This window comes from Mycobacterium sp. UNC410CL29Cvi84 (assembly GCF_000686745.1).
Taxonomy (GTDB): Bacteria; Actinomycetota; Actinomycetes; order Mycobacteriales; family Mycobacteriaceae; genus Mycobacterium; species Mycobacterium mucogenicum_B.
This window is the reverse complement of the sequence record NZ_JMLM01000006.1, coordinates 52,351-73,710: the sequence shown is the minus strand read 5'-3', so window position 1 is coordinate 73,710 and position 21,360 is coordinate 52,351. Positions and strand designations below refer to the sequence as shown.

18 protein-coding genes are annotated in these 21,360 nt (G+C 59.8%); 8 read left to right on the top strand and 10 right to left on the bottom strand.

Going from position 1 to position 21,360, the window contains the following annotated elements; translation table 11 throughout:
* Nucleotide 1: 1 nt before the first annotated feature.
* The 3 genes from BR47_RS0108780 (at nt 2) to BR47_RS0108770 (ending at nt 2,737) form a co-directional block, all read left to right on the top strand.
* On the top strand, nt 2-265 hold the full coding sequence (locus BR47_RS0108780) for a hypothetical protein (protein WP_029119259.1): 264 nt from the start codon (nt 2-4) through the stop codon (nt 263-265).
* 54 nt (nt 266-319) lie between these two features.
* The gene (locus tag BR47_RS0108775; RefSeq protein ID WP_029119258.1) at nt 320-1,849 is read left to right on the top strand and encodes a hypothetical protein; all 1,530 of its coding nucleotides are present in this window, start codon (nt 320-322) and stop codon (nt 1,847-1,849) included.
* A gap of 189 nt (nt 1,850-2,038) precedes the next feature.
* Nucleotides 2,039-2,737: an SDR family oxidoreductase gene (locus BR47_RS0108770; protein ID WP_029119257.1), complete on the top strand. Its 699-nt coding sequence runs from the start codon at nt 2,039-2,041 to the stop codon at nt 2,735-2,737.
* A gap of 65 nt (nt 2,738-2,802) precedes the next feature.
* Here BR47_RS0108770 and BR47_RS0108765 read toward each other — a convergent pair whose 3' ends face one another.
* Nucleotides 2,803-3,756, bottom strand: a complete 954-nt coding sequence (locus BR47_RS0108765; protein ID WP_029119256.1) for a metallophosphoesterase — start codon at nt 3,754-3,756, stop codon at nt 2,803-2,805.
* 241 nt (nt 3,757-3,997) lie between these two features.
* Between BR47_RS0108765 and BR47_RS0108755 the strand changes: the two genes are divergently transcribed.
* The gene (locus BR47_RS0108755; RefSeq protein ID WP_029119255.1) at nt 3,998-4,426 is read left to right on the top strand and encodes a Rossmann-fold NAD(P)-binding domain-containing protein; all 429 of its coding nucleotides are present in this window, start codon (nt 3,998-4,000) and stop codon (nt 4,424-4,426) included.
* 3 nt (nt 4,427-4,429) lie between these two features.
* On the opposite strand, the gene BR47_RS32505 is transcribed toward BR47_RS0108755, so the two are convergent.
* Nucleotides 4,430-4,996, bottom strand: coding sequence for an HNH endonuclease signature motif containing protein (locus BR47_RS32505; RefSeq protein ID WP_081831240.1), 567 nt, complete (start codon nt 4,994-4,996; stop codon nt 4,430-4,432).
* Between the two features lie 422 nt (nt 4,997-5,418).
* Between BR47_RS32505 and BR47_RS32500 the strand changes: the two genes are divergently transcribed.
* Nucleotides 5,419-6,303, top strand: coding sequence for an HNH endonuclease (locus BR47_RS32500; RefSeq protein WP_081831239.1), 885 nt, complete (start codon nt 5,419-5,421; stop codon nt 6,301-6,303).
* Between the two features lie 571 nt (nt 6,304-6,874).
* Nucleotides 6,875-7,867 (top strand): restriction endonuclease, encoded by a 993-nt coding sequence (locus BR47_RS33705; RefSeq protein ID WP_029119252.1) that lies wholly within the window; start codon nt 6,875-6,877, stop codon nt 7,865-7,867.
* A gap of 253 nt (nt 7,868-8,120) precedes the next feature.
* Here BR47_RS33705 and BR47_RS0108735 read toward each other — a convergent pair whose 3' ends face one another.
* The 6 genes from BR47_RS0108735 to BR47_RS33010 all read right to left on the bottom strand — a co-directional run bounded on the left by BR47_RS0108735 (nt 8,121) and on the right by BR47_RS33010 (nt 17,895).
* Nucleotides 8,121-9,803, bottom strand: a complete 1,683-nt coding sequence (locus BR47_RS0108735; RefSeq protein WP_029119251.1) for a UvrD-helicase domain-containing protein — start codon at nt 9,801-9,803, stop codon at nt 8,121-8,123.
* Nucleotide 9,804: 1 nt separating this feature from the next.
* Nucleotides 9,805-11,418 carry an ATP-dependent nuclease gene (locus BR47_RS0108730; protein WP_029119250.1) on the bottom strand — a complete coding sequence of 538 codons (1,614 nt, stop codon included), beginning with the start codon at nt 11,416-11,418 and terminating at the stop codon, nt 9,805-9,807.
* Between the two features lie 114 nt (nt 11,419-11,532).
* Nucleotides 11,533-14,640, bottom strand: a complete 3,108-nt coding sequence (locus BR47_RS0108725; RefSeq protein ID WP_029119249.1) for a type I restriction endonuclease subunit R — start codon at nt 14,638-14,640, stop codon at nt 11,533-11,535.
* On the bottom strand, nt 14,637-15,869 hold the full coding sequence (locus tag BR47_RS32495) for a restriction endonuclease subunit S (protein ID WP_231506681.1): 1,233 nt from the start codon (nt 15,867-15,869) through the stop codon (nt 14,637-14,639). Before BR47_RS32495 ends, BR47_RS0108725 begins: the two co-directional genes overlap by 4 nt.
* Nucleotides 15,866-17,434, bottom strand: a complete 1,569-nt coding sequence (locus tag BR47_RS0108715) for a type I restriction-modification system subunit M (RefSeq protein ID WP_029119248.1) — start codon at nt 17,432-17,434, stop codon at nt 15,866-15,868. The genes BR47_RS32495 and BR47_RS0108715 overlap by 4 nt, the downstream gene beginning before the upstream one ends.
* Before the next feature lie 317 nt (nt 17,435-17,751).
* Entirely contained in the window at nt 17,752-17,895 is a 144-nt protein-coding gene (locus BR47_RS33010) for a hypothetical protein (RefSeq protein WP_155987063.1), read from the bottom strand.
* Between the two features lie 233 nt (nt 17,896-18,128).
* Here BR47_RS33010 and BR47_RS0108705 point away from each other — a divergent pair, with 233 nt between their 5' ends.
* Together BR47_RS0108705 and BR47_RS0108700 are read left to right on the top strand one after the other, a co-directional pair.
* Nucleotides 18,129-18,464 carry a hypothetical protein gene (locus BR47_RS0108705; protein WP_029119247.1) on the top strand — a complete coding sequence of 112 codons (336 nt, stop codon included), beginning with the start codon at nt 18,129-18,131 and terminating at the stop codon, nt 18,462-18,464.
* A gap of 8 nt (nt 18,465-18,472) precedes the next feature.
* On the top strand, nt 18,473-19,372 hold the full coding sequence (locus BR47_RS0108700) for a hypothetical protein (RefSeq protein ID WP_029119246.1): 900 nt from the start codon (nt 18,473-18,475) through the stop codon (nt 19,370-19,372).
* Nucleotides 19,373-19,390: 18 nt separating this feature from the next.
* Here the strand turns inward: BR47_RS0108700 and BR47_RS0108695 are convergent, their stop codons facing one another.
* Complete coding sequence (locus BR47_RS0108695) at nt 19,391-19,783, bottom strand: DUF4267 domain-containing protein (RefSeq protein ID WP_029119245.1); 393 nt, start codon at nt 19,781-19,783, stop codon at nt 19,391-19,393.
* 66 nt (nt 19,784-19,849) lie between these two features.
* A complete protein-coding gene (locus tag BR47_RS0108690) occupies nt 19,850-21,268 on the bottom strand; it encodes an SDR family NAD(P)-dependent oxidoreductase (protein WP_029119244.1) in 1,419 nt (472 codons plus the stop codon).
* Between the last annotated feature and the right edge of the window lie 92 nt (nt 21,269-21,360).

Sequence of the window (21,360 nt, the reverse complement as noted above, 5' to 3'; positions counted from 1 at the left end):
AGTGAGATTCAGTGACGTGTTCGTCTCCAAGGTAGACCGGTACTCAATCGGCGTCGAACTCGATTCTGGGAGTCACTACGTCTCGATCCCGGTCAGCAACGGAGCGGTCGATTACGAGGAGTATTACGCGATTTCGCCTGAGCAGTCCGACGCATTCATGTCTGACAGGAGCGCCGCGCTCGGGTTCATCGAGGCATGTCGGCAGCGTCAGCATGACGATCTGTTGATTCTGAAGCCGGGTACCAACCGAGGGACGCCCGCCTAATGCGAGCAACGGCAACCCCCTCGTATCTCAGCGATCGCTCTTTTGGGCGGCGCAATGATTGACGACGCCGTCCAGCGCCGGGGCGAACCGTGGTATTTCCTTGCGCAGGAACACAATGTCTTCTATATCGAAGCCGAGGAACGCGGCACACGGGGTCGCTACTGGATGTTCAGGCGGCGCTCCGATGCCGAGAAGTGCCTACTGTTCCTCAACCACCAAGGTGGTCGATCCCCTGAGTCGCCGCTGTTCCGGTGGTACCGCCGCGGCCTCCACCCGCGAGCCTCGCTGTCGAAACCGGATCCCGAGAATGTTCCGAGCCGAGTCAGCCTGACTGTCGATGGCGAGCCAACCGATCGCGGCTGGATGGACATGGACGATGCGATATCGCTGTCTCATGTTCTGCTGCTCAGTTACGAAGAGCTCGAATATGAACTGCAGCAAGATGTCTCGTCCGGCACCACACGTCCGCGTTCTGACGACCGCGACACGGACGTCGCGGGTGCAGCAACACAAGCCGACCCTCACCTGGATGAACTGATCGGCCGATGGCAACGCTGGCGTCGCATCTATGCCGCCGCCGGCCAACCTGCGCACGATGAGCCCGTGTGGGATGCGGGCCGTCTGCATCTACGGCATGGATACCCACTTCCGGACTGGACGTCGTACATCGTGGATCCCGCCGATGGTGGGTATTACGTTCTGACCGCGACGACCGAGCGACGGAACTGTCCTCTCGAGGGCGCGGCTGGATTCTTCACCGATGCAGACGACGTGTCGAAGTACCTCATCTGGAACCTCGGCGAGAACCTTCGGATGAACTGCCGACTGGACCCCATCGCATGGGCCTGGGAGGGCAGCGGATTGGACGCTCGGGTGCGCTGGACGGCGAGGGCCGAGTTCGTCTCGAAGTACGAGTTGATCGCGGACCCCAGCAGGTACTTCATCTTGCGGGCGGGCGGTATTCAGCCCGAAAACCGCCTGCTTCCGATGACATTCGACGATTTGGAAGTTCAATTACTCGACGGTGTACCAGAGGAAATCCGCTCCGCGATCTCACCGCCGCCTCCAATAGCGAAGCCATCAAGCGCATACGCGGATGCGACCGAGAACCACCTGAAGGAGGCCAGCATGCCGGCTGACATCGCCGAAACCCTTGCCAAATTGCCTGCGACACCGGGCATTACCTATCGAGGTCTGTCGGGTGCACCTGCGACATCGGCGATCACCTTGTCCCAGGTGATGCCAACGTCAGCCGATCCGCGGGTGGCTACCGAGAATTTCACGGCGGAACGCGTCGTTGCCATCGTGACCATCACTGGACGATTTATCGGGCCGCTGTCGCGGTATCCCGATCAAATGGAAGTCGCGTTGCTCCCCGCCACGCTCCTCCTCCCCGTCGGTTCTGTCGCGGTTCCCGGGATTGCCAATGATGTCGTCCTCCTTGCCGAGACGGGAACTGCCCCAGGATTACCTGCGGACTTACCGGAGCTCAAGCGAATCGTGAGCGCACAGGTGTCCGCCGCGCTGCAGCGGCCGCCAGCGACCATCCACTCCCCCGGCCGGTTCTCGACGCCACGGGCGTAGCGGCGCGAGCGGCGCCTCGGCGCCGCGGCCCTCTACTGCGAGTAGCGGCATCGTCGAACACCGCGAGCCGCGCAGCCATTCCCCAAGGTCCGTGTCATGAACCCCACACATCGCTAGCGGTCACATTCGCCAGTGCCAGTGGTTCTATCTCAGTAACGAGATCGTTATTCAGATGGAGAGGAACGAGGCATGACCGACGTAGCAGGCAAGGTGGTTCTGGTAACGGGTGGCCGACGGGGCCTGGGCGCAGCCCTGGTCGACGAGGTACTGGCCCGAGGCGCCCGCAAGGTCTACTCGACCGCGCGAACGGCCTTCACCGACGACCGTCCCGAGGTGGCCACATACGGCCTAGAGGTTAGCTCCGCGGATTCAGTTGCAGCACTTGCGGATGTTGCCACTGACGTCGACATCGTGATCAACAATGCGGGCGTATCCCACCTGGATGACCTGCTCACCGGCAGCTGGGACGACATCACCGATACCTTCGACACCAATGTGTTCGGGCCACTGCGGGTGACGCGTGCGTTCGCACCGATCCTCGCCGCCAACGGTGGAGGCGCACTGGTCAATGTGCACTCGGTGTTGTCGTGGCTCGGCGGCGCCGGCGCCTACGGGGCCTCGAAGGCAGCGATCTGGTCGATCACCAACTCGCTGCGCCAGGAGCTGCAGCCCCAGCACACCCAGGTGGTCGGGGTGCATGTCGGATACATCGACACCGACATGACCGACGGCATCAACGCACCCAAGCTTGCTCCGGCCGAGGTTGCCCGACGCATCGTCGACGGTCTGGAAGCCGGCGCGGCCGAGGTGCTGGTCGATGACCTCTCGGTTCAGGTCAAAGCGGCGCTGTCTGGACCGGTTGAAAACTTGGCCTTCACTCGGTCGTAGTCAAAGGCAACGGCGGCGGGCATGAGCTTGTGTTCGTCATTCTTGACGAGATTTGGCAGGCAAGCTCATGCTCGGCCAGCGCCGATCTGGAGGTAATTCTCCAGCCGCACAGTCGATTCCCCTGACCACCGGTACGCCGTCAATGTCCCACCTTTGACAGCACTGAAGTCGACGCATGCCGTGTGGTCGGTCCAATCCAGGCCGTGCTCGGGCGTTCCGGTTCTCCAGTAGTGGCCGTATACAACGGGCACATCGCCTCGATAGACGTGGTCGCCCTTGGCGATCGATAACGACGGTAGCTCCGGGTACGGCGAGCCGTCCGGCGTGGTGAAAGTGCTTGTCATCTCGGCCAGCTCGTTCAAGGTCGAACCCGTGCCCCACCACCTCAGCCGCGCCCGGTCGCGCGTGTGACCGTCCTTGTCCAAGTAGGGACGCTGGCCGTGGTCGGTCAGACTCAACTCGGGTCCTTTGATCAGCGTCTCGATGGCTTCGTACAACGGGTGACCGTTGGTTGATGCGTCGGCGAACTGCGCATCGTCACCAAAGACATTCGAACCTAGCTCCTGCTCAACGACTTTCATCGAGGGCTCATGCCAGCAGGCATGCACGACGCGCACGCCTCCGAGGTCCAGCCACAGCGGAATAGTGCGAAACCAGTCCAGGTAGTACTGCTGTTGATCTGCGGTCAACTGCTCCAAGAAAGCTCGGTGCTGATGGGCGTTCTTGTTCGAATGCCGGCGCAGATGATCACCGTCAGCGCATGGGATGCCGTAACAGATGGCGTTGAACTCGTGGTTGCCCATCGTGATCTGTGCACTGCCGGCGTCGACCATGGCCTTGACGATTTCCAGGACGCGTAGCTGCTGCGGGCCACGGTCGACCAGATCGCCGACGAACACCGCTTGGCGAGTCGGGTGCCGATAGGCGCCGGCAGTGTGGCGATAGCCCATGGCATCGAGCAGCGACTCCAGCGGATCGGCGCAACCATGGATGTCGCCGATGATGTCGTAGCCGGTCACAGGCTGATCATCGCACCTCGCACGAACAAGTTTCCTTTGCAGCCGGAATCGTCGGCGAAGTCCCGGCCCCCCGAACCCACTGCCGATTCTGTCCGCAGTCCACAACTGTGCAGCCGGCGTCGATCGACGTGGCAACAAGACCATATTTCCGAACAACGTTTCTCGTGACTGGCACGAACGGAACCACCGGCGCGCCGACGGGTCCACAACCTGCTCGACGCCCGACGTCGAGTGAAGGCTCTTGTCCACAGCGCAGACACGCGTTCTGACGCGCTCGCCGCGGCCGAAGATCGTGGTCGTTGACCTGCTCGAGTTCGACGCAGTCACTGCGGCCATAGCGGGAGTCGACGACGCGTACTTCTGCCACCCCATCGCCCCAAGCGGATTGCTGACCGACACCGCGATGTTCACCCAAGCGGCCAGCGAGGCTGACGTAAAGGCCATGGTCAACATATCGCAGATCTCGGTGCACTGCGATGCGAAAAGCAAATCCGTGCAACAGTATTGGCTGACCGAACGACTGCTGGGCCGGTGCGCTTTCATCGCAGCGCGCGACCGGGCCGGCTTGATCGCGGCGGTCGTCCAGAACCCAGCGCTGCACGCGAAGCTGGCGCGTTGCCTGATGCGTGTCCATCTGCGGTCCATCAGACCGCCGCGCGGCGCAGCATGAGTCCTATTTCAGCGGCTCCGCGTCGATCCAACGTTCCAGAAATTCAGCGCCCTTATCGGTGAGCTCAACGACCTTTGCGTTCAGTGCGAGCTCCTGCTGCTCGAGCACCCGATGACTATGAGCACGGAAGGCGATCAAGCCATCATCAATAAGGTTCACCAGTAGCCAATCCATTTCGGAGTAGATTCTGATCTGGCCGATGCCGGCGATACTTGAAAGACCGGCTGCGGTAGCCGATTGCGCCACCTCTCTCGCCATGTCAAGCTTTCTCACAAACGCACGGAGCAGTTGACGCTCGATGTCCGAATAGCGACCATGCAAGACAACTAGGTTTGACTTGTATTGAAGCATCGAAAGTCGATCAATTTCACCTCTGTCGTAGCGTGAATGACACAGCGGACATAGAGCAATCAGATTATTTGCCTTGTGAGCCTTGACTTTCGACCATGGCTCAATATGCGCAATCTCGACCGGCGTCTGCCTACAGGTCGGAATCGCACAACGATGACCCGCTTCGATTAGTATGAGTCGCTTCAACCGAGCGGGCAGCGGAGGACGATTCGACGGCATCAGTCGATGCTAGTCGCAAGAAATCCAGCTGGCATTCGCACCGGGGGAGGTACAAACTTCGGCGATCGGCTTCTCAGCGAGTTCGAGCACACGGCTTCCTCGATTGCGTACACCATGAACGCTCATCCTGCATATGAATGACAACGATTCCGTCGGCGGGCAGCAGGACCGGCTCGTCCCGATTCTCACCCGGCCAGCGGAGTTGCGTGGGCCCGTCACCGCGCGTACAAGCGACTCCCTGCCAAGCAGGCAACAGCTGCGCCCCAATCCCCACAAGGCCCCGCGATCTCAGCCGTCAAACAACTTGTCACGTCCGCCGTTACATCGCTAGGCACCACCAGCATCAATGCCTACGCGTGACTGTCGTCGCTTGCCACTGATGTTCACGGCAACTCGCGTCGAGTCTATGGCAGACTCCCCCAATGGTGAGCGAGGCTGAACGACAACTCCGCGCAATGATCTTTGAACGCCTCGCTGAGATCGTTGCGGATCAGGGCGTGGTCACTCGCGCTCAGCTGGAGTCGATCTCAGTCAACGGAGAGATTCACAAGGCCATCGATCGGAACCGAGGTATCTGGAACCCGCGCGAACTGAGCGCCACGCTGTCTGTCGTGTCCAACCCACAAGGACCCTATTCCGACGCTGACGTCGGTGATTCTCTGTTTGCATATGACTATCGTGCCGGCAGCATCGAAGGAGACAACCGCAAGCTGCGGCGGGCCTATGACCTCGACCTGCCAATCATCCTGCTACGCAAGGTTAAAGACGGCATTTATGTACCGGTATTTCCGGTGTGGGTAGTCGCAGACGACATACAGAACCGACGCTTCATCCTCGCGTTGGACGAAAGCCTCAGATTCATACCTGACCCACTTCACCTGAAACCTGCTGAGCGCGAGTATGCCGAACGCACTGTCAAATTGCGCCTCCACCAGCCAGAATTCCGTGGCCGAATACTCTTGGCCTACGAACAGCGCTGCGCGGTATGCACTTTGAAGCACGGAAGACTGCTGGATGCGGCGCACATCATCGGCGACGGCAAACCCCATGGCGTACCCATCGTTCAAAACGGGCTGAGTCTGTGCAAGATCCACCATGCAGCGTACGACGCCAACCTGCTCGGCATCGACCCAGACTACGTCGTCCGCATCAACCGAGAACTCATGGAGGAAGTGGACGGACCTATGCTGAGACACGGACTTCAAGACATGCATGGACAACCGCTCACCCTCCCCACACGCCGCGCAGACCGGCCCGACAAAGCACGTCTCGCCGAGCGGTTCGACGAATTCCGCGCAGCAGGATAGGTTCGCGACTGTCTTGAGCAACCGTGAAGGTACTCACTCGCTACCTCGGAAACCGTCCCTGCAAACCCTCGAAAGTGCGTTTTCGCGACCCCGCAGCAACCTTGTCGGTAGCTGTGAGTATCGTTCGGCAAAGCGTGCATTATTGACGCGGGCGGATGGCCGTGTAGCGGGGTGGTCAGGGTGGGAAAACACAACATGCGTGCAGTTCGGCGCGTCTATCGAGTTGTCATGCGCGTGATCAGCCACCGATGAACACGGCAGATCGTCCGCTGCCTCCAGCCGCTGAAGCAGCACACCGGCTCCTTGCTCAACTGGGACCGCTCGTCGCCACCAACTTGAGAGACAGGCTCAGTGCGGAAGGGTTCAAGCGAACGCTCGAGCGGCTCCAACAATGGCCTGATCGATTTCCGAAGCGTTTCTGTATTACTGCCGATGGCCTCATAGGCCTCGCGATTGCCGATGTCCGCACAGTTGGCAGATGTTCAGAGGCCAAATGGTAGCGGTCCGATCCTGGTTCCAATGGCATTGAGCGGTAGTCAATTAGAGGTAGTCGAAACGACAGGAGACAACTGTGACGTCAACGTGGATGGTGCGGAGCGACGGCGGGAAACGCTACGACGACTTCCGCGACCTCGCCGCCGTCGGTATCGGGTTCCGCGAGATCGCGGAGCTAGCCCACTCCGGGGCGGACCGCAAGGCGCTGGCGACGGCGTTCTCGGCGGCAAGGCCAGGCATCAAACAACATTCGGCGATGGCCGCGGTGTCACAGGTCTACCGGTTCGTCAACGAGATCAAAACCGGCGACCTGGTTGTCACCTACACCCCAACAAACCGGAGATACCTGGTCGGGACGGTACACAGCGCATGCACATATCACCCCGACCGGACGCAGCTCAGCATGGGCCTCTCGCGAGATGTCGCGTGGTTGCAAAACGATGTCGATCGGGACCGCCTGACCGTAAGTACACGGAACAGCTTGGGTTCGATCATGACGGTTTTCAAGCTGCCAAAGTCTGCGAGCGACGAACTGGTGGCGGCGGCTAACGGCACTCCTGTCTATCGTCCCGCCGCTGAAGACGACATGAAGGGAGACGATCCCTTCGAAGACTTCGAAGCCGTGGCGTTCGAACGGATCAAAGACCAAGTCAACCAACTGGACTGGGCAGACCTACAAGAGTTAGTAGCGGGCATTCTGCGCGCGATGAACTACAAAACCCAGGTCTCCCCCAAAGGCTCAGACCTCGGACGGGATATCCTCGCTTCCCCGGACGGCTTCGGCTTCGAGCAGCCACGCATCGTGGTCGAGGTCAAGCATCGTAAAGGGGCGATGGGCAGCCAGGAAGTACGCAGCTTCCTGGGTGGCCGGCACAAAGACGACCGCGGCCTCTACGTCAGTACCGGCGGATTCACCAAAGACGCCCGGTACGAAGCCGACAGGTCCTCGGTACCGCTCACCCTGTGGACACTCGAAGAACTCACTAAAGCACTGGTCGACAACTACGATCAAACTGATTCTAAGACTAGGGCATTGGTTTCATTGCGCACATTTTACGCGCCGACATAGAACGAGCAAACCAACGTGCGCCGAAAGCATCCAGCGCCCGTTGACTCTCCCCTTAATCTGCACCGGTTGAACGGCGCTGAAAAACTCAGCCCAGGTCGGGTAAAAACCTTGCCAGGCAGAGGCGGTTGGCGACCTACTGCCATGGCGTTGCCCGGCCGGTTGCACGGCACAGTTGTGTCGGTTAAGGCGGCTATCCGTGACCTTTCATCGTTTGTTGCATAAGGAACCACTGAATCACCACCATCAGCGGGGTTCACATTTTGCAAATCTCACTCCACGGAGCGGCCTGAAGCCAACCGACGGCGGTTTGGGAGTCGACGCAAGCGGGTTCAAGCGTCGACCAGAATCGAGATGGCTGCTTGCGATAGACAACCCCAGTTGCCGCAGCTGGCACATTCCGAGCGCACATCGCTACGGCACCGTGTCGAGCACGCGACAACATAACTGAAAGGATCCGCGCCTCCTCTTGAATTGCAGCATCTGTCGTCGCACGGAAGTCCGGAATCGATCCTTCTTCAGCACCGATTACTAGCACCCAGTCGAACTGCTGGCCCTTGCCAACGTGGCCCGTGAGCAGATGGACTCCGGGAACGCTCAGCAGCGTCGACTCATCGCCAATGCGAATCCGTGATTTGACACTGCTGACGTCGACACCCTCCTGGAGTAGGTCGCAGCACCAGTTCAGAGCCTCGCTCAACGACTCCCGGATGCTCGGATCCTGCACACCATTCAAACCAGCGGCCACCCGCAAGTACTCGAGTGGATCACTGGCGGCGAAGAAATCACCGATCTCAAGGCGGGCGAGCATCGCTTTCACGATCCGAGCAGTGTCGGTGTCTAGTACCCCGTCATCCCACCTGTAGGACGGAACGTCGCTGGCCTCGATGGCAGCTTCAATGAAGCGCCGCCGGCCGGCGGTTCGGGTGACAATGCCGATGCGGTGTTTGGGCGCCCTAGTCAAAATGAACTGCGAGAACCTCAATGCCCAATTGGCTTCTGCATCGGGGGTATCGAAGATGGCTTGCGCTGCAAGGCCACCGCTGGGCCAACTGTCTGGCTTTGCGCACGTTAATTCAGTTCCGCCAGTATGCGAAGCTAGCGCGTTGACCATGCCCAGCACTGCGGGCGATGAGCGGTGAGATTCGGCAAACTCAATGACGTCAGAGCACTCCAACCTGATCTGACGGTCGATCTCGTCTGGGCGGGCACCGGCGAACCCGTAAATACCTTGGGCAAGATCGCCCGCATAGGTCGTCTTGCGGTGTCCGATGCGGTTTACAATACGGAGCTGCTGTGGTGTGAGGTCTTGGAATTCGTCAACGATGACTGCAGCAAAGTGGTGCCGATACAGATTTGCAACGTCGGCATTCTCGAGGATCAACTCTGCGACGCGAGGGAGATCATCGTATGTAAGCCTCCCTTCGGCAACACGCTGGCGTTCTATCGCCAACGCGACAGGATTGCCGGCGTCGACGAGCTGTTGTTCCACCGTTGCATCGTCGATGGATTGTTGCTTTATTTCGCGCAGTAGGTCCTGCACTGCACCCGCCGCATTGAAATTCAGATTCCGACTCCGACACTGCTCCCCAACCCAGTCAGACTCAGGGACGACCAGGCTGGGACTGAGCCCGATAACCGCCGCATGGGCCTGATAGATCCGTGCTGATAATCCGTGAAAATTGGCGATAGTTATCCGGTCTCGCAAAGTTGCGCCGCTCAAGTAGCCAGTCAAGCGATCACGGATGTTGTCACGCGCGCGATTAGAGAACGTCGCAACAAGGACTCGGCGCGGTGCCAGTGCGATTCCTCGCTGTAGTAATCCCTGGATTCGGAGGGCGAGGGCCTCAGTCTTCCCACACCCGGCCGGAGCCACGACCAACAGATCCAAATCGACATGGTCGCGGATGTTCAGTTGGGCTTGGGTGGGCTCCACCATGTTAGACGGGCTCGATCTCATCCAGCAGACTATTGACGCTTGCGATAGCTCTTGCTTCCGCTTCACCGAGGAGCGGCGCGATCGCGAGCGCCGCTCGAACTTTGTGCTTTGAACTGGAGCGACAGAAAGCCGCAACGTCGCCGACTGTCCTTGTGCCTCCGGGCCCAGATGTGCCGCAGTTTGCTCGCTCTTTGTTTGAGAAGAGGGCAGAGACCGACAACGCTTGCCACACCCTGGCAGCACCGAATGCCGAAACATACTCAGCCTCAAGGTCCGGCTTGGACACCCAAACCGAGTGCAGATTCAAGTCTGCCACGGAGACACCGAGTTTGGCGGCGGTGTCAGCAGTTGCGTCGTCGTCAATGAGAAGCGACATCGGTATATCAAACCCCGAGGATCCGAACAGCTTGATGATGGCGCCCATATCTCCGGCACCATTTGTTTCGATCAATGCGCAGCCCAGACGGTCTAGATTGCGATCAGTCACTTCAGCGCATCGTTCAAGGACAATCCGGTCCGAAATTCCCTCCACTGCAACGACTCGGCGAGCTGTGAGTGGCTCGAGCTTGTCACGTACCCACCAGCGCACACTCATTCTCTCGTCATCGCTCAAAAAACCCGCATCCGGCTGTACGACGCGGCCACCAGTGCGGACTGCGACGATGCACTCGGGGCCGAAGGCTCCAACGATGTCTGCCGAGTGAGTCGCAATGAACTTCTGGTTGCTGCCCTGCTGTAGCAGGCGGGCCAGGCTGCGCTGGCTGGTTGGATGCAGGTGGATCTCTGGTTCGTCGATAGCAACCATGTTTGCCCCCACGCTTACCATGTCGTACAGCGCAATCGCGAAAAGCGCTCTCGTACCGTCAGATTGCTCAGCGAGACTTCGAGACGTACCTCCCTTAGTCATCTGGAGACGAACATCGCTCAGGGCATCATTTTCGGCGCTGGAGCCGGGGACAAATGCGAGATCATTCTTCGCTACCGCTTCCGGAAGCGCCCGCGACAGCTGGCTAGCAAGCGAGTCACGCAGTGCACCAAGCGTTGCCGACTCTGTTAGCGCTTGTTCAAATTGGGAAGCAAGCCCATCAAAGGTAGCCTGCTCAGGGCCCAAGTCGATCGTTCGGAGAATCTCGTCGAGGTGGGACTTCCGGTCAGAGCGTAGGTCACGTGAATGCCCCGTTGCAGCGAGCATTTGCCAGCCAATCCCTGCCAACTGTTCGCGCGAGAGCTGCCGTCCAGTACCGCCGTCTGGCGCTGATCGTACGACACTCAATGTCTCGTTGTGGTCAAACGTGGCAGTCAGTTTCAGGGTCAGATGTTTCCGTCCAGTGGCTGGGTCAACCGTAATCTCATCTGGAAACAGTGCCTTTTGGTCCGAATTAAAGTCTTCGAGGTCCACCTCGATAACCAGCGGCTGGTCTGCGTCACGCACGTCCTCCAGCACGAGCGACGAGTAGATCTGCGCAGTGCTGGCTCCGAGCAAGAGGTCGAGACAACGGAGAAGTGATGACTTGCCTACATCATTAGGTCCGACAAGGACGAGGTGCTTGCGGATCTCGATGTCGAGGTCGGCGAGTCGGCTGTAATTCTGGACCCTGAGTTTGGTGACATGCATCGTTAGCAGCTCTCCGACGTCAGTCGTGGCGAGAACATGACCAACCCATGAACCAGTCGGTGGTACGGAAGTGTCCTCGAAACCACCACTCCCTCAAGGTCACATCGTCGCAAACTAGTCATCAGCGAGCCCTTTGCCCGAGCCCAACCCAAAAAAGCGCTCGAAAAACTCACCGAGCCGATCAAGTACTCGCTGCTTCTTTTCACCGTGACCACCGCCAGCAGCGAAGCGTGAGGCCGGCGGCAACACCTTGATGATGGCCGTACCGGTCGCCTGAATCGCACCGTCGCGGAAGGCGGTCTCGACGAACTCGCGAGTCTCGTCTGGTTTGAGGTTTTCCTCGGTGATGATCCGATCAAGCTCAGCCGCCCTACGTGCGGCCACGTACTTCTGCCACTCGTCGTCGATCCCGCCGGTGGCAGAGATTGAATCGACGAAGTCCTCGATGAGATCCTTCTTGTTCCGCAAGCTCGGACTGGAATCGATGGCCCGGATGATCTCGGCGCGAATCTCCTTGTCGTCGCCGTCGCCTTTCGCCTCACGGTACTTCTGGACGAGCATCAGTATGTAGTCGACGTTGATTTCGACTTGCTTGATGAGCTCGATCTCGAAAACAACGTCATCGATGATCGACTCTTTGTCGGCATTCGCGTCGCTGCGGAAGTCGGCGTACAGGTCGAGGTAGACGCTTCGGTAGTCCTGAGCCTGCCGGTCCGTGAGGATCTGGTTGCCCGCGAAGTCATCGAACGACACCAGGATGTTCTGCAGGCGTAGAATCTGCCCGAACAGCGCAATGAACGCCTTTTGCGCGCTCTCGCCAACGATATGCTCCCCCAACGGGAACCGTTGGAGCAGTTCGGTGACCTTGTCGGTGTACTCGTCGTAGTAATCGGAGTACGGCTTGAGCAATACGATGCCGCCCGCGTCCTTATTGCCGAACAGCGCGATGGCGTCGTTGGTCTCCTCCTCAAGGTCTCGGAAGCTTACGATGTTGCCGTATGTCTTGACCGAGTTCAGGATTCGGTTAGTGCGGGAGTAAGCCTGAATGAGGCCATGGGATCGTAGGTTCTTGTCGACCCACAGAGTATTCAGCGTCGTGGCGTCGAAGCCGGTGAGGAACATGTTGACCACGATCACAAGGTCGATTTCGCGGTTCTTCAACCGGAGCGACAGGTCCTTGTAATAGTTCTGAAACTTGTCGCTGGACGTGTCGAAGCTGGTGCCGTACAGATCGTTGTAGTCCTGGATCGCGTCTTCTAGGAACTCGCGAGCCGACGAGGTGAGCTGCCCCGTCTCGAACTCCTCCTCATCGAGCGCCCCATCCTCGACAGCCTCGTTGGCGGCATAGGAGTAGATCAACCCGATCTTGAGACGTCGGTCTGGCGGCAGATCGTCCTGTTGGATGGCGAACTGGTTGTAATAAATGCGCGCAGCCTCAATCGAGGCGGTGGCGAACACTGCATTGAAACCGTGGACGCGCCGCTCACCGAGCGAATAGTGCTGAGCCCGCTTCGTTTTCTGGTCGAAATGCTCCAGCGTGTATTCCACGATCTGACGCACACGCTCAGGCGCCAGCAGAGCCCTCTCGGTGTCGATGGCAGACACCTGTTTGTCCTTGACGCCCGCTGGCATCTTGACGGTGTTGACGAAGTCGATGCGGAAGGGCAGCACGTTCTTGTCGTTGATCGCATCGACAATCGTGTACGTGTGCGCCGCTGTCGAATGCTGCTCAGAGGAGCAGTTGCGCGGATCGCCATGCCAGTAGCAGCCGAACGCTTGAGGTGTTGTGCGGAGCTTCGGGTTGCCACCAGTACCGGAGTTCACGGAGAAAATCGGTGTACCGGTGAAGCCAAACAGGTTGTAGCGCTTGAACGCTTTCGTGATGGCCTGGTGCATGTCCCCGAACTGCGATCGGTGACATTCATCGAAGATGATGACGACCTGCCCGCTGAAGATGGCGTGGTTCTTGTTCGCAGGTGCGTTGATAAACGTCGCGAGCTTCTGGATCGTCGTGATGATGATGTTGGAGCTCGGGTCTTCGAGCTGCTTCTTCAGCACGCTCGTCGAGGTGTTGGAGTTCGCAGCGCCCTTCTCGAACCGGTCGTACTCACGCATCGTCTGGTAGTCGAGATCCTTACGGTCGACCACGAACAGCACTTTGTCCACGCTGTCGAGTTTGGAGGCAAGCTGCGCAGTCTTGAACGATGTCAGAGTCTTGCCCGAACCGGTGGTGTGCCAGATGTACCCACCGGCGGCAAGAGTGCCGAGCTGCTTGTGGTTGGTTGAGATCTCGATCTTCTGCAGGATGCGCTCGGTCGCGACAATCTGATACGGACGCATGACGAGCAATAGCCGGTCGGCAGTGAGGACGCAGTACTTAGTCAGGATGTTGAGTAAGGTGTGTCGAGCGAAAAACGTTGTTGCAAAGGAAGTTAAGTCTTGGATCGGCTTGTTGGCCGCATCCGCCCACCATGATGTGAACTCGAACGAGTTGCCGGTCTTCTTGGCTTTCGATGATCCGGCGGCTTCCTTGATATGTTGGCGACGCGTCGTATTGCTGTAGTACTTCGTGTGCGTGCCGTTGCTAATGACGAACACCTGCACATAGTCGAACAGGCCAGAGCCGGCCCAGAAACTGTCCCGCTGGTAGCGGTTGATCTGATTGAACGCCTCGCGGATCGCGACACCGCGCCGCTTTAACTCGATGTGCGCCAGCGGTAGGCCGTTAACAAGCACCGTAACGTCGTAGCGGTTGGCGTATTTGGCACCACCCTCGCTCTGGCCGACCTCGTATTGGTTGATGACTTGCAGTTTGTTGTTGTGGATGTTCGTCTTGTCGATCAGCTTGATGTTCTTTGTGGAGCCGTCGTCGCGTGTGAGGATCTGGACGTAATCCTCGTGGATACGGACAGTTTTTTCCTCGATACCTTCGTTTACTCCAGAGATCTTCCCAGTGAAGAACTGATTCCACTCGGAGTCTGTAAACGTAATGCCGTTCAGCGCTTCGAGACTCGCCCGAAGGTTCGCTATAAGCTCCTGCTCGGTATGAATCTGTAGGCGCTGGTACTCCTGCGACTGCAGAATATTGATGAACTCAAGCTCAAGGTCGGCCTCGGACTGGTAGGAATCAGCTATCTTGCCATCAGAAATATACTCCGCGACAACCGTGCTCTCAGCGGAGACAGCGATTGGGTCGTAGCGAACGGCTTTGCCGTCGGTCATACAACCAACTCCTCGAAGGTCAGCAAGCGATCGCGGTAGTGCTCGTACTGTGTGCGCCGAGCGACAATCTCTGCGGGGAGTCCGCCCGACGGATCACTCACTAGGGCGTTGAGTTTGTCGAGGATATCGACGATGCGTTCCTGCTGCCCGAGTGAAGGTACGGGTATTGCGATCTTGGAGAGACCTTCGCCGGAAATGCGATTTACCTTAGCGCGGGCAACATGCTTATGCTTCTGCCGATGAAAATCTCCAGTCTGCGCAAAATAGGAGACATACTTGCTGTTCAGCTCACTCCGAAAAAGGAACGTGTCATCGTGTATTGCGACCGGCTCGTCGCCAAGCCAGGCGACCGCTTTTGCGACATCCTCGACTGTCTCACCCACGGCTGCAAACACCACGTCACCTGGCTGAGCATATCGAAGCTGATCGACAAGGTCAGTCCGAACGTGAGAGATAACTGATTCAGTTGCAACGCCGTAATGAGTGTAGATCTCACCGTAGTGAATACTTGGGATACCACTTTCCACGACATCGTCTTTGGTAAATCGCCGCCCTCGGATGAACTGACCCAAATCGCCCAGCGGGCGCCGCGAAACATCGGCCGCACTTGTAAAGCCAAACATAGAATCGCGATAGTAAGCGTATTGGAGGCGTCGCGCCTCAAGCTCAGCTTGGATTTCAGTATTTAAGGATCCAAAAAGGTCAAGGACTTCAACAATTGCGCGCTGCACCTCAATGGGCGGACAGGGTATCGCGATCGCCTTAACGATGTCGGCGTTTAGGTTCTGAACTGCGCCGACGCCTGCCCGACGACTAAACTCCTCTTGAATCCGAGGAGATCCGAGCAAGTGGTATAAAAAGTTTGGTTCGAGCGAACCATCGAATTCACTTATCGCAAGCCAGCCGTCGTGAATACATCCCTCGATTTTTGAAATGAAAGGTCGGCCAAAACTCATTGAATTCGACAGCACGAAATCACCGGGATGGACGCGTCGGGACTTCATAGCACCCTCTACGGTAATCCGTTGGGCTGTTTGAGTTATGTATTTGCTGCCTACAGGGACATCGCCGATCTTAATCCACGGAACACTGCCATCTTCATCCGTAATGAAGTTCCGGATCGGGCGCGGCGATGCACCACGTACTACGGTTGCGATGTCTCCGATGAGTCTGTACGGGACACCCCCAAGGCGGCGCAGCTCCTCGAGAACTCTGCTGATGCGAGTCAAGACACGCTCTCCAACTCAGCAACGACGTTATCAACCTGTTCCCGCAGCTCCGCTTGCCGCGCAACAATCTCCGCGATCTCAGTATTTAGTAGGGCGATGTCGACGATCTCAGCAGTGCCCTCCCTCTCAACATAAGATGTGGGCGTGAGCTTATAGTCGTTTCCAGCAATCAGGTCGCTCGAAACGAGCCGAGCGAGGTGGCTTACATCTTCGCGCTCCGCGAACGCATCGACAATTTTCTGGAGGTTCTCTGGCAGGAGTTTGTTCTTATTCCCGAACCGTTTGAACTCAAGAGAACCGTCAATGAAAAGCACCGCGTTGTCCTTCTTCGACTTCTTGAGCACCAAGATGCAGGTTTGAATCGTCGTGCCGAAGAATAGATCCGGCGGCAGCTGGATCACTGTGTCGACGTAATTATTGTCGACTAGGTACTTGCGTATCGTCTTTTCTGCGCCACCGCGGTAGAGCGCCCCAGGGAATTCGACGATTGCTGCTGTTCCGTTTACGGCTAGCCAGCTCAGCATATGCATTGTGAACGCCAGATCCGCTTTGCTTCGCGGGGCGAGCACGCCAGCGGGAGCGAACCTCGGGTCGTTAATCAGTAGTGGGTTGCTGTCTCCCGCCCATTTGATCGAGTATGGAGGATTAGACACGATCGCTTCGAACGGCTCGTCGTCCCAATGCAGCGGATCAGTGAGGGTGTCGCCGTGCACGATGTCAAACTTTTCAAAGTTGATGTCGTGCAGGAACATATTGATACGAGCGAGGTTGTAGGTGGTCAGGTTGATCTCCTGACCGAAGAATCCTTGGCGCACTCTGTCTTTGCCGAGTACCTTGGCGAATTTCAACAGCAACGAGCCCGATCCGCAGGCGGGGTCGTAGACCTTGTTGACGGAATTCTTGCCTACCACTGTGATGCGCGCCAGCAGCTCCGATACTTCTTGTGGTGTGAAGAATTCGCCACCGGACTTACCCGCGCTAGAGGCATACATGGTCATCAGGTACTCATACGCGTCGCCAAACGAATCGATTGCGTGGTCGTTGAAGTCGCCGAGGTTCAGGTCGCCGATGGCATCCAGCAGTTTCACGAGCTTCTCGTTGCGCTTGGCGACGGTGTTGCCGAGCTTGGCGCTGTTGACGTCAAGATCGTCAAACAAGCCTTTCAGGTCGTCTTCGCTATCGGTACCGACCGCGGAACCTTCGATGCTCTTGAAAATCTTCTGCAGGGTCTCGTTCAGGTTCTCGTCCTTGAGAGCCCGCTTGCGGACATTGGCGAACAGCTCGCTCGGCAGGATGTAGAAGCCCTTCTCCTTGACCGTCTCGTCGCGGCCGAATTCAGCATCTGAGTCGCCGAGGGTTGCGTAGTCGAACTCGACTTGACCGGCTGCGCGTTCCTGTTCGTTCAGGTAAGCAGTGAGGTTCTCGGAGATGAACCGATAAAACAGGATGCCGAGCACATAGCTCTTGAAGTCCCAACCGTCAACAGCGCCACGGAGGTCGTTCGCGATGCGCCAGATTGTCTTGTGAAGTTCAGCGCGCTGAGCCTCGCCCGTTGCAGGAGTCACTACCACGTCACCGCCTTCGCATAGAGGTTGGCGGGGTACTCAGTCGGCAGCTCGCTCATGTTCAGGTAGATCTCCTCCGGCCTCGCGCCGCTTATTGACCATTGTTTTCAACTATTTCGTTTTCTCACACGTTCCCGCAGGTCAAAGATATTTTGAGCCACTACAGAGCGTGCGCATACAGACTAGGTGACGGGCACGACAACCTCGCGCAGTTTGTGTCCGCGGCGCGGCGCGTTGACTGCGCAGCGCGGGGCGAATCTCGGTCGTCTGGGCGACAGCTCTCAATGCTTCGTTCATTAGATCCGGCTCGGCCCTCGTCAAAGAACGTGAATCGCATCCTGAGCACCCTGTAGATCCATCCCGACCAGGTTCGGCATCGTCCACGACGGCTCGGCCGCGGCCACCGGACTCCACGCCACAGCCGCCCCGACCGTCATCGCGGCCACCAACAATTTCTTCATGTCTTCCTCCTGATTTGAGTGAGCCGCACATCGTCGCACCACCCACCGACAAGTTCGACGGCCTATCGATCCGGGCCTACTGTGGGAATTGGACGACCTAGTCAAATAGGGCGGGCGATGGCGATAGGCGAGGCGACACAACAGGTCCCGGGTTCAATTCCCGGCGGCTGTCAGCCACTCGTGTCGCAAGAACCTCTCGCCACCCGGCACAACACCGATCAGGAGGCCCCACCATGGCTGATGCACAATCGCTCCAGACCGACATCTCCGGCGTCACCGCCAACGGCATGCCACAACCCTGGCGCGCCGTCCTGGCCCGCCACCCGCGCAACATCGGCGACATCGTCGACGACCCCAACCGCGGCCCATGGAACTCCACCCACAACGGCCAGAACTACCAGGGCACGTTCGACGCCTTCGAACAGCAGGTGACCACCGCCGAGCAGATCGCCTGGGTCCACACCTTCAGCGACGGCATCACCCGCGACAGCGGTGACGTGCTCATCGAGCTCATGGAGTTCGCCATCCAGTGGCGCAAAGCAAACGGACTCCCCACCACCGCGAAATGAGCTGAGCGATGACCACTTTCAGTGATATCGCCGCCAACATCACGGGCGTTTACCACGTCCGCCACGCCGTCCTGACGTTTGCCGGCACCTGGGCCGCCCCGGGCACCGGCTACCCCTCCGACGTCGTCCACGCCGCCGACCCCGACCTCGTCTTCGAAGTCCCCATCCAGGCCCCGTGGACCTTTGGCCCCATCCCACCCGGCGCGCCGCTCTCCCCCAGCTACGCCGAATCGGTGCGGATCGCGGTCACCAACGCCATCGGCTGGATCAACAACTACCCGAAGCAGACCTTCGCGCTCGGCGGCTACAGCCAGGGCGCCGAGGCCGCCTCCCGGGTCCTCGCCGAGATCATGACCGGCAGCCTGCAGTGGGCCCGGCCCAACCTGATCGGCGGCTACACCTTCGGTAACCCATGGCGCTTAACCGGCCACACCTTCCCCGGCGGCACCGATCCGGGCGGCCGCGGCATCGCCGTCACCAACCTGACCGCCGCGCAAATCCCCAAGGACGCCAACGGTATTGACACCTGGTGGGACTTCGCCAACCCCGGCGACCTCTACACGACCACCCCCAACAACCAGGCCGGCCGCGACATCACCGCCGTCTACAAGGCCGCGGTCCAACTCGGCATCAGCATCAACGCGGCCGTCGCGCTGATCGCCGGCCTGACCGGTCAGGGCAGCCTCGCCCAGCAGGTGCTGGCGTTCGTCACCGACCCGATCGTGGGCGGCCCCGCCCTCGTCGAGGCCATCGACCGGGCCGTCGCCTTCTACGCGACCAACCCGCCGACCCTGCCGCACATCACCTACGAGTACGTCGACGCACTCCCTCACCAGAGCTCGGTGCAGGTCGCCACCAACCACCTCAACCAGATCGCCGCGGCCACCGCGGCCCGGATGGCGGCATAACGCGCGCCCAACCCTCGGTCAGGCAGTAGCGGCGGCTCCACGAGACCGCCGCCGCGTCGCACCCCACAACCCAAGGCCGATCCCGACAACGGCGCCGCCGAGCCCGATGTACTTCTGCGACGGCCTCATCTCGTGATGAACACCCATGCCGCCCAACAGATCTGCCGCATCGGCACCACCGGAGGCCAGGAACCAGCCTCGGGTGTCTCGGCCACGCAGCGCCGCGCCGACGAGCAGCCCGCCAATCAGTGCGTCGCGGTACCCCATCGAGTGCAGCAGCAACCACGTGGATCCGGTCGGCTTCTCGGGGTCACCCCACAACCGATTCGCCCGGGCCGGGTCGACCAGAAACGACACCCCCGACGCCAGACGGATACCACCGACGACGAGCCCCACACGGTCGATCGACATGGTTCGCAGCGTAGGGCGTCACCACGCCGTATGTGGGCAAGTTGGAAGCCCACGAACGTCACGGACCTACCAAGGACTCTTCGCGTAATCCTTCAAGAAACACCCGTAGAGATCCTCGCCCAATTCCCCGCGCACAATCGGGTCATACACGCGCGCAGCACCATCCACCAGATCCAGCGGCGCATGGAAGCCTTCCTCGGCCAGCCGCAGCTTGGTGGGATGCGGGCGCTCGTCGGTGATCCAGCCGGTGTCGACGGCGGTCATGAGAATGCCGTCCTGCTCCAACATCTCCCCCGCACTGGTGCGGGTCAGCATGTTCAGCGCAGCCTTGGCCATGTTGGTGTGCGGATGGCCGGGCCCCTTGTAGCCGCGGCTGAACTGGCCTTCCATCGCGGACACGTTCACCACGTATTTGCGCCGGGCGGACGAAGCGGCCATCGCCGGGCGCAGCCGGCTCACCAGGATGAACGGCGCTGTCTGGTTGCACAGCTGCACCTCGAGGAGCTCCATCGCGTCGACCTCGTGCACCCGTTGGGTCCAGCTGTTGATCGACGCGGTGTCCGGCAGCAGCCCGCCCGCGTCGATCGCGAGGCCGGCGGCAATCCGCTCCGGCGACGCGCTACGGGCTTGCAGCGCAAGCTCGGTCAGGGCGTGCGGGGCCGGGTGCTCACCGAGACTGCCGGCCAGGGCGTGCGGATGCGCGTCGCTGACGTGGTCGAAGGTGATGACGTCGACCAGCTCGGGCGGCGGGGTGCGCTCGGCCTCCACCAGCGCGGCGTACGAGCCCGGCGGGCGGCGCACCGTCTGCGCGGCATTGTTGATCAGGATGTCCAGCGGCCCTTGCGCGGCCACCTCGTCGGCCAGCGCGACCACCTGGGCCGGGTCCCGCAGGTCGATGCCGACGACCCGCAGCCGGTGCAGCCAGTCGGCGCTGTCCTCCATCGCGGCGAAGCGTCGCACGGCATCGTTGGGGAACCGGGTGGTGATCGTGGTGTGCGCGCCGTCGCGCAGCAGCCGCAGCGCGATGTACATGCCGATCTTGGCGCGCCCACCGGTGAGCAGCGCGGTACGACCGGTCAGGTCGGTGCGGGCGTCGCGCTTGGCCCGGTTGAAGGCGGCGCAGTCGGGGCACAGCTGGTGGTAGAAGGCATCGACCACCGTGAAGTGGTTCTTGCAGATGTAGCAGTGCTGTGAGCGCAGCAGCGTGCCCGCCGTGGCCCCGACCGCGGTGGACACCAGAGGCAGACCCTGCGTCTCGTCGTCGATCCGTCCCGGCGCCCCCGTCGCGGTCGCGGCGATGACAGCGCGATCAGCGGCCGCTACCTTGTCGCGTGCGGCGGCTCGGCGCTCCTTCTTCAGCTCCTTGAACATCTTCGCGGTGGCCTGGCGGACAGCAATGGCGTCGGGATGCTCGGGCGGCAGCGCGCTCACCTCAGACAGCACTTTCAGGCAGGTGCTGAGCTGGTCAGGATCGATCGCGGTCACCGTCGAAGGGTACGGGGACGGGGCCTGAACAGGCCAATTAGCGAACCGGCTCCCCCGATTCGTCGACCGGTGTCGGTGCCTGCTCGTACCGT

Coding starts and splice junctions, on each gene's coding strand:
- BR47_RS0108735 (WP_029119251.1), bottom strand. CDS start 9,803: ATGGTGGAGCCCACCCAAGCCCAACTGAACATCCGCGACCATGTCGAT.
- BR47_RS0108705 (WP_029119247.1), top strand. CDS start 18,129: ATGGCTGATGCACAATCGCTCCAGACCGACATCTCCGGCGTCACCGCC.
- BR47_RS0108700 (WP_029119246.1), top strand. CDS start 18,473: ATGACCACTTTCAGTGATATCGCCGCCAACATCACGGGCGTTTACCAC.
- BR47_RS0108775 (WP_029119258.1), top strand. CDS start 320: ATGATTGACGACGCCGTCCAGCGCCGGGGCGAACCGTGGTATTTCCTT.
- BR47_RS0108730 (WP_029119250.1), bottom strand. CDS start 11,418: ATGCATGTCACCAAACTCAGGGTCCAGAATTACAGCCGACTCGCCGAC.
- BR47_RS32500 (WP_081831239.1), top strand. CDS start 5,419: ATGGTGAGCGAGGCTGAACGACAACTCCGCGCAATGATCTTTGAACGC.
- BR47_RS32505 (WP_081831240.1), bottom strand. CDS start 4,996: ATGCCGTCGAATCGTCCTCCGCTGCCCGCTCGGTTGAAGCGACTCATA.
- BR47_RS0108725 (WP_029119249.1), bottom strand. CDS start 14,640: ATGACCGACGGCAAAGCCGTTCGCTACGACCCAATCGCTGTCTCCGCT.
- BR47_RS0108695 (WP_029119245.1), bottom strand. CDS start 19,783: ATGTCGATCGACCGTGTGGGGCTCGTCGTCGGTGGTATCCGTCTGGCG.
- BR47_RS0108770 (WP_029119257.1), top strand. CDS start 2,039: ATGACCGACGTAGCAGGCAAGGTGGTTCTGGTAACGGGTGGCCGACGG.
- BR47_RS33010 (WP_155987063.1), bottom strand. CDS start 17,895: ATGAAGAAATTGTTGGTGGCCGCGATGACGGTCGGGGCGGCTGTGGCG.